Origin of the sequence: Bradyrhizobium sp. OAE829 (assembly GCF_040546575.1) — a bacterium.
Classification (GTDB): Bacteria; Pseudomonadota; Alphaproteobacteria; order Rhizobiales; family Xanthobacteraceae; genus Bradyrhizobium.
The window spans coordinates 3,671,968-3,684,034 of record NZ_JBEPOE010000001.1; the positions used below are offsets into that span (position 1 = coordinate 3,671,968).

The 12,067-nt window shown below is 63.0% G+C and carries 11 protein-coding genes; 2 read left to right on the forward strand and 9 right to left on the reverse strand.

All coding sequences use genetic code 11. The features are described 5' to 3' along the window. Position 1: 1 nt before the first annotated feature. The 8 genes from pstB to ABIE49_RS18050 all read right to left on the reverse strand — a co-directional run bounded on the left by pstB (position 2) and on the right by ABIE49_RS18050 (position 8,457). Positions 2–823, reverse strand: a complete 822-nt coding sequence (gene pstB, locus ABIE49_RS18015; RefSeq protein WP_192735465.1) for a phosphate ABC transporter ATP-binding protein PstB — start codon at positions 821–823, stop codon at positions 2–4. Next, the gene (gene pstA / locus ABIE49_RS18020) at positions 820–1,665 is read right to left on the reverse strand and encodes a phosphate ABC transporter permease PstA (protein WP_192735466.1); all 846 of its coding nucleotides are present in this window, start codon (positions 1,663–1,665) and stop codon (positions 820–822) included. The genes pstB and pstA overlap by 4 nt, the downstream gene beginning before the upstream one ends. Positions 1,666–1,668: 3 nt before the next feature. Further along, positions 1,669–2,658 (reverse strand): phosphate ABC transporter permease subunit PstC, encoded by a 990-nt coding sequence (gene pstC, locus ABIE49_RS18025; RefSeq protein ID WP_192735720.1) that lies wholly within the window; start codon positions 2,656–2,658, stop codon positions 1,669–1,671. Positions 2,659–2,910: 252 nt separating this feature from the next. Then, entirely contained in the window at positions 2,911–3,921 is a 1,011-nt protein-coding gene (gene pstS / locus ABIE49_RS18030) for a phosphate ABC transporter substrate-binding protein PstS (protein ID WP_192735467.1), read from the reverse strand. Between the two features lie 143 nt (positions 3,922–4,064). After that, complete coding sequence (locus ABIE49_RS18035; RefSeq protein WP_192735468.1) at positions 4,065–5,369, reverse strand: ATP-binding protein; 1,305 nt, start codon at positions 5,367–5,369, stop codon at positions 4,065–4,067. Between the two features lie 42 nt (positions 5,370–5,411). Then, positions 5,412–6,467 (reverse strand): lysylphosphatidylglycerol synthase domain-containing protein, encoded by a 1,056-nt coding sequence (locus ABIE49_RS18040; protein ID WP_192735469.1) that lies wholly within the window; start codon positions 6,465–6,467, stop codon positions 5,412–5,414. 296 nt (positions 6,468–6,763) lie between these two features. After that, positions 6,764–7,060 carry a hypothetical protein gene (locus tag ABIE49_RS18045; RefSeq protein ID WP_192735470.1) on the reverse strand — a complete coding sequence of 99 codons (297 nt, stop codon included), beginning with the start codon at positions 7,058–7,060 and terminating at the stop codon, positions 6,764–6,766. Between the two features lie 2 nt (positions 7,061–7,062). Beyond that, complete coding sequence (locus ABIE49_RS18050; protein ID WP_192735471.1) at positions 7,063–8,457, reverse strand: OmpA family protein; 1,395 nt, start codon at positions 8,455–8,457, stop codon at positions 7,063–7,065. 164 nt (positions 8,458–8,621) lie between these two features. Here ABIE49_RS18050 and ABIE49_RS18055 point away from each other — a divergent pair, with 164 nt between their 5' ends. Then, positions 8,622–9,680 (forward strand): polysaccharide deacetylase family protein, encoded by a 1,059-nt coding sequence (locus ABIE49_RS18055; RefSeq protein WP_192735472.1) that lies wholly within the window; start codon positions 8,622–8,624, stop codon positions 9,678–9,680. 97 nt (positions 9,681–9,777) lie between these two features. Continuing rightward, on the forward strand, positions 9,778–10,578 hold the full coding sequence (locus ABIE49_RS18060; protein WP_192735473.1) for an SDR family NAD(P)-dependent oxidoreductase: 801 nt from the start codon (positions 9,778–9,780) through the stop codon (positions 10,576–10,578). A gap of 76 nt (positions 10,579–10,654) precedes the next feature. Here the strand turns inward: ABIE49_RS18060 and ABIE49_RS18065 are convergent, their stop codons facing one another. Beyond that, a complete protein-coding gene (locus ABIE49_RS18065) occupies positions 10,655–11,983 on the reverse strand; it encodes a hypothetical protein (RefSeq protein ID WP_192735474.1) in 1,329 nt (442 codons plus the stop codon). Between the last annotated feature and the right edge of the window lie 84 nt (positions 11,984–12,067).

Genomic DNA, 12,067 nt, shown 5'->3' on the forward strand with positions numbered 1-12,067 from the left:
CTTAGCCGAACCGGCCGGTAATGTAATCCTGGGTGCGTCGATCGCTCGGCGAGGTGAAAATCTTGTTGGTGTCGTCGAACTCGACCAGTTCACCGAGATACATGAAGGCGGTCTTGTCCGAGACGCGCGCCGCCTGCTGCATGTTATGGGTCACGATGGCGATGGTGTAGTCCTCCGACAATTCCTGGATCAGTTCCTCGACCTTGGCGGTCGAAATCGGGTCCAGCGCCGAGCAGGGCTCGTCGAACAGGATCACTTCAGGGCGCACCGCCACGGTGCGCGCGATGCAGAGCCGCTGCTGCTGGCCGCCGGACAGGCTGAGGCCCGACGCATTCAGCTTGTCCTTGACCTCGTTCCACAGCGCACCGCCACGCAACGCCTTTTCGACGCGGCCGTCCATCTCGGATTTCGAGATCTTCTCATAAAGGCGGATGCCGAAGGCGATGTTTTCGTAGATCGTCATCGGAAACGGCGTCGGCTTCTGGAACACCATGCCGACCCGGGCGCGCAGCAGATTGAGATCAAGCTTGGGGTCGAGGATGTTGGTCTGGTCGAGCATCAATTGCCCGGTCGCCTTCTGGCCCGGATAGAGGTCGTACATCCGGTTGAAGATCCGCAGCAGCGTGGACTTGCCGCAGCCGGACGGCCCGATGAAGGCGGTGACGCGGTGGGTGCCGAGCGTGAGGTTGATGTTCTTCAGCGCATGGTGCTCGCCATAGTAGAAGTTCAGGCCGCGCGCGGTCACTTTCGGCGGCGCGTCGGGCAAGGCGACCTGCGGAACAGGTCCGTTCGCAGCACTCACGGATACGGAAAGATCGTTCATTTTGCGGTCCTCTCGGCGCCAAGGATGCGCGCGCCAATATTCAGGGCGAGTACGGTCAGGGTGATGAGCAGCGCCCCGCTCCAGGCGAGCTGCTTCCAGTATTCGTAGGGGCTCTGCACGAAGTTGTTGATGGTGACCGGCAGGTTCGCCATCGTCTTGGTGAGGTCCAGGCTGAAGAACTGGTTCGACAGCGCGGTGAACAGCAGCGGCGCGGTTTCGCCGGCGACACGGGCGGTGGCGAGCAGCACGCCGGTGATGAGGCCGCTTCGCGCGGCGCGATAGGCGATGCGCTTGATCACCAGCGAGCGCGGCAGGCCGAGGGCGGACGCCGCTTCGCGCAGCGGATTGGGCACCAGGCCGAGCATGTCCTCGGTGGTGCGGACCACCACGGGGATCACGATCACGGCCAGCGCCAGGCAGCCGGCAAAGGCCGAGAAGCCGCCCATCGGCACCACGATGGCGCCGTAGACGAACAGGCCGATGATGATCGAGGGCGCGCTGAGCAGGATGTCGTTGATGAAGCGGATCAGCGAGGTGAGCCGGTCATGCTTGCCGTATTCGGCGAGATACGTTCCAGCCAGCATGCCGAGCGGCGCGCCGATGCCGACCCCGATCACGGTCATGATGATCGAGCCGATGATGGCGTTGCGCAGACCGCCATCGGTCGAGCCGGGCGGCGGCGTGTCCTGGGTGAAGACGGCCAGGTTGAGGCCGGCCAGGCCGTTATAGAACAGCGTGAACAGGATCAGCGCGAGCCAGGTCACGCCGAACAAAGCGGCGCCGACGCAGAGGCCGCGGATGATGATGTCGTTGCGGCGGCGGGAGGCGTAAATCGGGTTCATGGCTCAGCTCCCCGCCTTCTTTTCCAGCCGCATCAGCATCAGCCGGGCGGCCGACAGCACGAAGAACGTCAGCACGAACAGGAGCAGGCCGAGCAGGATCAGGCCGGACTGGTGCAGGCCGTCGCTCTCGGCGAATTCGGATGCGATCGCCGCCGAGATCGTGGTGCCCGGCGCGAAGATCGAGGACGAGATCTTGAACGAATTGCCGATGATGAAGGTGACCGCCATGGTCTCGCCGAGCGCGCGTCCGAGCGCCAGCATCACGCCGCCGATCACGCCGACCCTTGTGTAGGGGATCACGACGTTGCGGACGACTTCCCAGGTGGTGCAGCCGACGCCGTAGGCGGCTTCCTTCAGCACCGGCGGCACCGTCTTGAAGACGTCGACCGAGATCGAGGTGATGAAGGGCAGCACCATGATCGCCAGGATCAGCGCGGCGTTGAACAGGCTGAGATAGGACGGGGGACCTGCGAAGATGGTGCCGAGCACCGGCACGCCGTCGAAGATGCTGATCATGAACGGCTGGAACGAGTTGGCCAAGAACGGGCCCAGCACGAAGAAGCCCCACATGCCGTAGATAATCGAGGGAATGCCGGCGAGCAGTTCGACCGCGAGCCCGATCGGCCGGCGCAGCCAGATCGGACAGATCTCGGTCAGGAACACCGCAATGCCGATACCGACCGGAATGGCGATCATCATCGCGATCACTGAGGTGATCAGCGTGCCGTAGATCGGCCCGAGCGCGCCCAGCACCGGTGGATCGGCTGACGGCGCCCAGCGCGAGGTGAACAGGAACGAGAAGCCGTATTCCCTGATCGCAGGCCAGGCGCCGACGATCAGCGATAAGATGATGCCGCCGAGAATGAGCAGCACCGAGATCGCGCAAGCGCGCGTGAGCCAATAGAAGGTAACGTCACCAAGCTTGAAGGCACTGAGGGCCCTGGCGCGATCGTAAGGTCCTGCAGCTTCCATCACGTCGCTCTGAACGGCCATGTCTGCCACGCCAATCCCCTGTACTGTATAGCCCAACTGCCCCGGACCCGGCGCCGGTTTTGCACCGGACTCTTGAACCAAGACCCCCGTCGACCAAGACCCCGTCGACCAAGTCACCTGGCAAACCAGACCCGCCTGTATTCGCCCTCCTGCCCGGAGGGAAAGACCCAACCCGGAAACCGGGTTGGGCAGAGTGGGAGCACGCTCCCATTGTCGCCGGGCCGGAACGCGGTCCGGCTCTTGTTCTCAAGCTCAGCTCTTGATCTCGGCGGTCCAGGTCTTTTCGATCAGCTTGACCACGGAGTCCGGCATCGGGATGTAGTCGAGTTCCTCAGCCATCTTGCCGCCCTTCTCGAACGACCATTTGAAGAACTTGATGGCTTCCTGGGACGCGGCCTTATCGGTCGCGGACTTGTGCATCAGGATGAAGGTCGCGGCGGTGATCGGCCACGAGGTTTCGCCGGGCTGGTCGGTGAGGATCACGTAGTAGCCGGGCGCCTTCGCCCAGTCGGCATTGGCCGCAGCAGCCTGGAACGAGGCCACCGTCGGCTGCACGGTCTTGCCTGCCTTGTTGACCATCGCGGCGTAGGTCAGCTTGTTCTGCTTGGCGTAGGCGTATTCGACGTAGCCGATCGCGTTCTTGGTCTGGCCGATGTTGCCGGCAACGCCTTCATTGCCCTTGGCGCCAACGCCCGTCGGCCATTCGACCGCGGTGCCGAGACCGACCTTGGTCTTCCACTCGGCGTTCGACTTCGACAGATAGTCGGTGAAGTTGAAGGTGGTGCCCGAACCGTCGGAGCGGCGGACCACGGTGATGGCGTCGGTCGGCAGCTTCAGCTTCGGATTGAGCTTGGCAATCGCAGGATCGTCCCACTTCTTGATCTTGCCGAGATAGATGTCGCCGAGCACTTCGCCCGAGAGCACGAGTTCGCCCGACTTGATGCCTTCGAGGTTCACGACGGGGACGATCGCGCCCATCACCATCGGCCACTGCACGAGGCCGTCCTTTTCGAGGGCCTCAGCCTTCAGCGGCGCGTCGGTGGCGCCGAAGGTCACGGTCTTGGCCAGGATCTGCTTGATGCCGGCGCCGGAGCCGATCGACTGGTAGTTCAGACCGTTGCCGGTCTCCTTTTTGTAGGCATCGGCCCACTTGGAATAGACCGGGAACGGGAAGGTGGCGCCCGCGCCGGTGATGTCGGCGGCGAATGCCGAGGTCGAGGCGGCGACGAGGCCTGCCGCGACGATTGTCTTGATGAAATTCATGGCTGGTCTCCATCTGGTGAGCGAAGCGCCTGTTAACGCCCGATCGCGCTCACGCCGCATCCGTTTAGGTGCGGTCAGTAGAGCTTTTACGAAGGTTCGATGACAGTTGGATGACAGCCTCAAGCGATTGAAATCGCTAGATTTTAAGCCCCTGCCGGAGGTTTTGCCTGGGGAAAGCAGGCGGTAAAAGTGGCCCCGTTTTTGGGCACGCTTTCGATCAAAAGCCGGCCGCGATGGCGGTTAACAATATGTTTCACCAAGGATAAACCGAGCCCGGTTCCACCCTGCGCCCGGCTGTCGCCGACATCGACCCGGTAGAACCGCTCGGTCAGCCGCGGCAGGTGTTCCGGGGCAATTCCGGGCCCGAAATCGCGCACCAGCACGCGGACCTCAGGCGCGCCGTCGGCGGAAGCCGCCTGCACCAGCGAGACGATGACCTTGCCGCCGGACGCGCCATATTTGAGCGCGTTCTCGATCAGATTTTCGAACAGCCGCAGCAGTTCCTCACGATCACCCGCGATCGTCACCGGCAGCTCAGGCAGATCGATGTCGATTGTGACCTGGCGTTCATGCGCCAGCGGCTCCAGCCCGTCGGCGACCTGGCGGATGATCGGCACGATGTCGACCGAGGTGTCGGGCCGAACGTGCGCCGACAATTCGACCCGCGACAGCGACAAGAGATCGTCGATCAGCCGCGCCATCCGCGTCGCCTGCGCGTGCATGATGCCGAGAAAGCGCTCGCGCGCCTTGACGTCATCCTTGGCCGGCCCTTGCAGCGTATCGATGAAGCCGGACAGGGCGGCGAGCGGCGTGCGCAGTTCGTGGCTGGCATTGGCGACGAAATCGGCGCGCATCTCCTCGACCCGGCGCAGCGGCGTCTGGTCGTGGAACGTCATCAGCATGCACTTGTCGGTGCCGCCGAACAGCGTCGGCACCGGCACCGGCGTGATGATCAGCTCCATCCAGCGGTCGACCGGCACATGGTCGAGATAGGTCGCGCGGCGCGGTTCGGTGGTCGCGATCGCCTCGCGCAGGGCGGTGATGATTTCGGGCGAGCGAAGCGCGAACTGGGCAAGCTCGTTCTTGCGCAGCGCAGGCGCCAGCTGGGCTGCCGCCGCATTGAGATGGAGGACGCGGCCGGCGCGGTCGAGCAGCACAGCCGGATCCGGCATGCCGGCCACGACGGCGCTGACGGCGGCGGCTTCGACCGGATTGACGCCGCGAACGTCCTCGCGCGAGGTGACCGCATCATGCAGCCGCCATGGCACCAGGGCAGCGGCGGCAATGCAGATAAAGGCGGCAATTGCGCGCGCCACCCCGAGTTCGCCGGTCGCAACGAATACCGACAAAGCGAGGCCCGCGACCAGCAGGATAATGGCCGAATGCCGTAACCGGTCGGACCATGGGGCAAAATAGGAGGAGGAAGAGGAGGAATCGTCGATCGCCATCGTTGGCTTTGTTCCCTCTGTCTTTTGCGCTTTTACGCGCTTTCAGGCGCCGGTGTCTCCACGTTCGCGCACATAGACGGCCTCACGCCTCGGCTCAGCGTCGGAGGCAGGCGTCAATTGGCGCAGGCGCTTCGACCGCGCCCCCAGGATAACCTCCCGAAGCGTCAGCAAGATTACAGATATGACAAAAGGCGCAATATAATAGAGGACCCGGAACAGCAGCATCCCGGCCAGCAGGTCCTCCCGGTCCATCTGCCAGAGCCCGACCAGCATGGCGGCGTCGAACACGCCGAGCCCACCGGGCGAGTGGCTGGCAAAGCCCAATAGCGTCGCCGAGACGAAGATGACCGCGACGAAGATAAAGTCGACATTGGACTCGTCCGGCACCAGCATATACATCGCCAGCGCGCAGAACCCGAGGTCGATGATGCCGATGCCGATCTGCAGCAGCGTCAGCGGCCCGCCCGGCAGCGTCACGCTCCAGGGTCCACGGCCGACGCCGCGGGGCTGGGTCCAGACCCAGACCACATAGCCGACGAGGCCGGCGATAATCGCAAACGCCAGGGCACGGTTGAGCCAGACCGGCAACTGATCGATCGAAGCTGCGGCTTCCGGATGATAGGCGATGCCCAGCCCGAGCACAGCGGCATTGCCGAGCCAGAAGGTGAGCCCGGCCAAAAAGCAGATCTTGGCGACGTCGATCGCGTTCAGACCCCAGGCCGAATAGATGCGGTAGCGCACCGCGCCGCCGGTGAAGACGCTGGCGCCGACATTGTGGCCGATCGAATAGGAGGTGAAGGCGGCAAGCGCGGTGATGCGGTAGGGGACGTGGGTGTGGCCGATCGCCCGCACCGCAAACAGATCGTAGAAGGTCAGCGTGAAGTAACCCGCCGCCACGAACAGCGCCGCCAGCACGATCTGGCGTGGTTCCGTGCTCTTGATGGCCTCGATCACCTCGTTGGTGTCGATGCCCCGCAGCATATGATAGAGCACGTAGCACGCGGTTCCGATGACCGCGATGCTGATCACAACCCCGAGCTTATGCAGGACCTGCTTCTGGCGCAGAAACGAAATCGCCCTGCGTATTGCTTCCAGCATCTAGACCTCGAATTGCGATCCCGCGACGACGGCAACGGTGCGAATTCCGCCGACGCTCCGCTGCTCCCTGGGGACTCCAGTAGCGCGTTTTGGGCCGGAGTGGAATTCGTCTAACGACAATAAAACGCGGTTCTTCAATCTATTAGGCGGGTTTGATGACAGTGGATGCACAGTTTTGCTGCATTCTGCGCGTCCAAAGCGGGCTCCGGCCGGGTCCGCTGGGGCATCCCCAGGGCAATCCCTCAGCCAATCCCTCAACCAATCCCTTGGGCTGGAACGGGTCATACCGGGGCGTTTCAAGCCGCGGGCGCGCTGCGCGAGACCACCCAGTCCCGCAGCCACGACCCCACCGCGCAGCCGCAAAGATAGAGCGCGAACATGATCAGCCCGAGGTCGAGCCAATAGCCAAACCGGCCGGGAACCACGCGCGAAACCGCGGCCGCGACCAAGACGACCGCCAGCGCCGCCAGCCACCGCTTCCATTTTTTCGATACGCCCTCGCCGTGCTGAACGATGGAAATCCAGCCCATGGCGAGCCCAAGCAGCAGTGAGCCCAACAGCCAGCCCCAGAAGAACGACGCCAGAAAGGCCATCCTTACCTCACCACGAAATCGATACGGCGGTTCTGCGCCTTGCCCTGGTCGGTGTCATTACCGGCGATCGGCTGGGTGCTGCCAAGGCCGGTCGACGTGAAACGGTTCGCGGGCAGTCCTGCCTTGACCAGATAATCGGTGACCGCCTGGGCGCGCTTCTCCGAGAGCGCCTGATTGGCGGGTTCCTCGCCGTCGGAATCGGTATGTCCGACGACCTCGATATTGGCGTTCGGGCAGCGCAATGCAGTCTCGATCAGCCGATCGAGCAGCCCGGCGGAGTCAGCCACGATGTCGGCCTTCCCGGATTCGAACCGGATCCTGGCCTTGCCGAGCAGGTCGGTAAACAGTTGCTGGCAGACTGTGGGGTCGACCGGCGCCGCGGTCGGTTTGACCGAGATTTCAGGCTTGAATTGCCACCCCTGCGGAAACTCCTTGCCAAGGCCGGCACGGATCTGGGTCGCGGCCGCCTCGTAAAGCGCATCGCCCGACAGTTTCACCTCGCGGTCGCTGACCACGAGCGTCCCGGTCGAGAGCCGCGACAGCGCGCCGAGCGCCGGCACGACGGCCGCGGCAAATCCCGATGGCGCACCGACACTCGCCTTCAGGTTGTCGACGACTTTCTCGCTGAAGAATTTGCGGCCCGCCGCCGCCACCAGCGCCGCATGGGCGTTGTTGTCGGGCACATAGCCGGTCAGCGTCAGCGTCACCGCAACCGGGTCCTTGTAGGCCTGGAAGATGTAGGGCGGCGCCTTGACGTCGTTGGCCGCGACCGAATAGCCCTCAGGCAGATTTTTCAGAGCGGCGGCGATGGCTTCCCGGCCGCCAAGTTCACGCGCCATCCCTGACAGCGTGACCTTGTTGTCCGACAGCGTGATCTTTCCGTCCTTCAGTTTTGCGATCTGGTCGAGCAACAGCAGCGCGGCAGCGTCGAAGCGCTGCGGCGCCCCGCGAGCCAGGTTCATGCGGTCGGAGACTTCGACGCCACCAAGCATCGCGCGTGCGGCTTCCGTCAGCTTGCTTTTGCTCGAAGGCAGCGGCGAACTGCCGCCCAGCGTCACCCGGACGACGTCGCGTTCAGCCGACCAAACGAACGGCTTGGCTTCGGGAACGAGGCGGGTTTCGTCATTGACCAGCCGCACGCCCGGCACCGCTTCCACCGACGCAACCGCGCTCAGCCGGCCCTCTTCCGAGAAGGCTTCGGCTGCAAACGTCACGTCCCGGCCCGCAACCACTATTCGCCTTTTGTCGAGGACGGTATCTTTCAGCGCTGTGGTAGAACGCTGCGCCAGGTCGGCTTCCAGCGGCACGGTGCTTGTCCAGGCGGCGAAACCCCAAAGGATGACGAGCGGAATCACACCCGGCCACCATTTGCCACTCCACCTGAAAAGTCCGTGCATTCGAGTTCCTAAGGGTCCGGAAACAGAGAGAAAACAAACCCTTGCGGGGCTGTCAAACCCGAAATAGCAGAGAAGCGTCGGGGTGCAGATATTTGCCCAGCTAACCGTTTGTTCAACGGTCTGCCGCTAAGTTAGAAACATAATGAAACAGGCGGCAAGTCCTGATGAAAATGCTCCGCAACACCGTTATCCGCGCCGGACTGGAAGCGCTTTACTTCTCGGGTGCGCATTATCTGCTGCGACCAATCTTCGCAGGTGTCGGCGCAATTTTCATGCTGCACCATGTGCGCCCGCGCCGCGACGTGGAATTCCAGCCCAATTATCATCTCGAGGTCGAACCCGAATTCCTGCGCGCGGTGCTGGCGCATCTGCGGTCCCTCAACGTCGACCTGGTCACCATGGACGAGGCGCATGCGCGGCTTTCCCAAGGCAATTTCGCGCGGCGCTTCGCCTGCTTCACCTTTGACGACGGTTATCGCGACAACCGCGATTTCGCGTTGCCCGTGATGCGTGAATTCGACGCACCCATGACCGTCTACGTCACCAGCGATTTCGCCGAAGGCACCGGCCGGTTGTGGTGGGTTGCAATGGAGCTGGCGCTCGCCAAGGCTTCCTCGATCGAGGTGCCGATCGGCGGCGTGGTTACCCGTCTCGATGCCTCGACGCCGGCGGCCAAGCAGGTCGCCTTCGACCGGCTGCACGAGTGGCTGCGCAGCCTGCCGGGCGAGCTCGACGTGCAGCGCGAAATCTCCGCACTATGCACGCGCTATGATGTGGACGAGACGAAGATCGCCCGCGACCTCTGCATGTCCTGGGACGAGTTGAAGGCGTTTGCCGACGAACCGCTGGTGACCATCGGCGCGCATACCATCACGCATTGCAATCTGGCGAAGCAGACCGAGGCGACCGCCAGTTTCGAAATCGCCACCAGCCGGATGCGGATCGAGGCGGCGCTGCAACGCCCGGTGCTGCATCTTGCCTATCCCTATGGCGACAAGATCGCCGCTGGCCAGCGGGAGTTCACACTCGCCAAGGCGGCCGGCTTCAAGACCGCGGTGACGACTCGGCCGGGCATGATCTTCCCGGAAAGCGCAGGCCATTTGACCGCGCTGCAGCGGGTCTCGCTCAACGGCAATTACCAGGACGAGCGCATCATCCCGGTGCTGACCTCCGGCGCCGCCACCGCGATGTGGAACGGCTTTCGGCGCATCGACGCGGCGTAGCCGTCGTCCCTGCGTTCGCAGGGACGACAGGAGTGGACTTCCTTGACTCGTTCCGTTGCCGCGCTCAAAACCGCTGGCAAGAGCAAAGGAGGAACGCATGTTCAAGGATCTGTTTTCGCTAAAGGGCCGCGTCGCGCTGGTGACGGGCGGATCGCGCGGGATCGGCAAGATGATCGCGGCCGGTTTTCTCGCGCAGGGAGCTGCGAAGGTCTATATCACCGCGCGCAAGGCCGGTCCCTGCGAAGCGACCGCAAAAGAGCTCACCGCAGCCTATGACGGCGAGTGCATCGCGCTGCCGATCGATATTTCAACGGTCGAAGGCTGCGACAGGCTGGCCGCCGAGATGATCAAGCTCGAGCCGAAGCTCGACATCCTCGTCAACAATGCCGGCGCCGCCTGGGGCGCCGAGTTCGACGAGTTTCCGGAGAGCGGCTGGGACAAGGTCATGGACCTCAACGTCAAGTCGCTGTTCTTCCTGACCAAGGCGCTGGCGAAACCGCTGCGCGCGGCGGCCTCGCACGAACGGCCGGCCAAGGTCATCAACATCGCCTCGGTCGACGGCATCTTCGTCAATCCGACGGAGACCTATTCCTACGCCGCGAGCAAGGCCGCGGTGATCCACCTGACGCGGCGCATGGCGACCAAACTGGTCAAGGACAATATCAACGTCACCGCGATCGCGCCGGGCGCCTTCAAGTCGGACATGAACAAGGCCGCACGCGACCACGCCGACGACGTTGCCAAGCGCATTCCGGCGAAGCGGATCGGCACCGATGAGGATATGGCGGGGATTGCGATCTATCTCGCCTCGCGCGCCGGCGATTATGTCATCGGCAACACCATCGCGGTCGATGGCGGCGTGGTGTATGCGAATGCGGGGCTTGAGATCGCGGGGTAAAAGCGGGTTCAGGCCGACCAACGGATCGGATTAGCCGGGAATCGATTAGGCGGCCCGCAAAGGCGGCCCGATCGATTCACTTCTGTCGCGTCAGCGCCTTGAGCTTTGCCCAGGCGACCGCATCGGGAAAACCCAACGCGCGGAAGCGCGGGGGGTAGAGGTAGGGAACCGGCTCAAGGAGACTGCCGACAACGTCCATGGCTTCGGACCAGGCGACATCAGCGACGTCGTCAGCTTGCGCCTGGCCCGTGCGCGGATCGATGGTCTGCTTGACAAAATTGAGGCGCTCGACCTGCGGCAAGAGCGTGCCCCTGGCCGCCGAACCCAGCGCTGTAACGGTGACAAGCGACGTCTCCTGATTCGGTTTGTGAAAGACCAGAACCTCGGAAACAGGAATATCCAGGCTCTGCTTTTGGTAAAATTGATCCAGCAGTTGTTTTTGAACACGGTAGTCGTTGGTCAGTCGATCCAGTGCGATTCGTCGCTGCCGATCCGCGTTGGCGGTACCCGAATCAAAATGAAATTCCGACCAGCGATCGCCGGCCCATTGCAGGATCATCGACGAGCAGAAATGCGGCAACTGGCTTGCCGTTTCAGACCTGTCCAGCAACGTCGTCAGCCCCGCTGTGTTGGCACTGCCGGTAACATAAAAGGTATTCCTACTTGGGACGAGCGCGACAGGCGTACCTTCGAGGGGAGGCACGACATAGTCCTTTCCCAGCTGCAGCAGAAGGAGCGCCGATTGATGGTCGTCAAGCATGTTGCAGCCGAAGACGCCCTTGCCGACGGGTTCGAAAACTACCGCAGGCATCCTCGCACGGAAGTTCGTCATCGCTCTCGACATCGCCCTGTCGATCGGGATATCCGCAAATTTCAAGTTGAGGCGCGTCATTGGAGCCATCGTCAGCGGCTTGTCCCACACGACACAGGCGGCAAGATCTCCCGCGAATGGAAGCCACGCGATTTCCGTGGTTCCATCCGCCGGCGCGCCAGCGATCCAGTTCTGCAACATCGCGCCACCAATCAATGTGCGGGCGCGGATGCCAGGCATCAGTTGCTCCGAGAGCGTCTCCGGCGATATCTCGGTGTTTTCCCCTGACTCGACAATCGAGCGAACGAACTTCGCAACTGCCTCGGCACGGCCGTGCTGGTCCAGTGGGAGCCAGCTCGCAAACAGATTGTCGAGCTGAACCTTCAAGCCAGCATCAGTGCCGAACCGAAAGCTACGATCCTGGTGATCGTAGCTCGACAGTACGCAGCCCTGCCGCCTGCATTCCTCGATGAATTCGATGACACACTGATCGTATGGATCGACCTGCGGCTGCCTGCCAAACAAGTTCTTCTTGATCCAGTCGAACATCGGATGACTCCCATAGCCATCCTCGTCCACCAGAGCGAGCATCATGGCCTTGCTGCTCCTCATAAGGGAACCGCGGCCTTCCTTAAAGGAGCCCGTTGGCGATTCCACCAATTTTGCGCCCGGCCGCGG

Bases quoted from the DNA above. Each gene is read 5' to 3' on its own strand.
- pstB (WP_192735465.1), bottom strand. From the start codon at position 823: ATGAACGATCTTTCCGTATCCGTGAGTGCTGCGAACGGACCTGTTCCG.
- pstA (WP_192735466.1), bottom strand. From the start codon at position 1,665: ATGAACCCGATTTACGCCTCCCGCCGCCGCAACGACATCATCATCCGC.
- ABIE49_RS18065 (WP_192735474.1), bottom strand. From the start codon at position 11,983: ATGATGCTCGCTCTGGTGGACGAGGATGGCTATGGGAGTCATCCGATG.
- ABIE49_RS18040 (WP_192735469.1), bottom strand. From the start codon at position 6,467: ATGCTGGAAGCAATACGCAGGGCGATTTCGTTTCTGCGCCAGAAGCAG.
- ABIE49_RS18035 (WP_192735468.1), bottom strand. From the start codon at position 5,369: ATGGCGATCGACGATTCCTCCTCTTCCTCCTCCTATTTTGCCCCATGG.
- ABIE49_RS18055 (WP_192735472.1), top strand. From the start codon at position 8,622: ATGAAAATGCTCCGCAACACCGTTATCCGCGCCGGACTGGAAGCGCTT.
- pstC (WP_192735720.1), bottom strand. From the start codon at position 2,658: ATGGCCGTTCAGAGCGACGTGATGGAAGCTGCAGGACCTTACGATCGC.
- pstS (WP_192735467.1), bottom strand. From the start codon at position 3,921: ATGAATTTCATCAAGACAATCGTCGCGGCAGGCCTCGTCGCCGCCTCG.
- ABIE49_RS18060 (WP_192735473.1), top strand. From the start codon at position 9,778: ATGTTCAAGGATCTGTTTTCGCTAAAGGGCCGCGTCGCGCTGGTGACG.
- ABIE49_RS18050 (WP_192735471.1), bottom strand. From the start codon at position 8,457: ATGCACGGACTTTTCAGGTGGAGTGGCAAATGGTGGCCGGGTGTGATT.
- ABIE49_RS18045 (WP_192735470.1), bottom strand. From the start codon at position 7,060: ATGGCCTTTCTGGCGTCGTTCTTCTGGGGCTGGCTGTTGGGCTCACTG.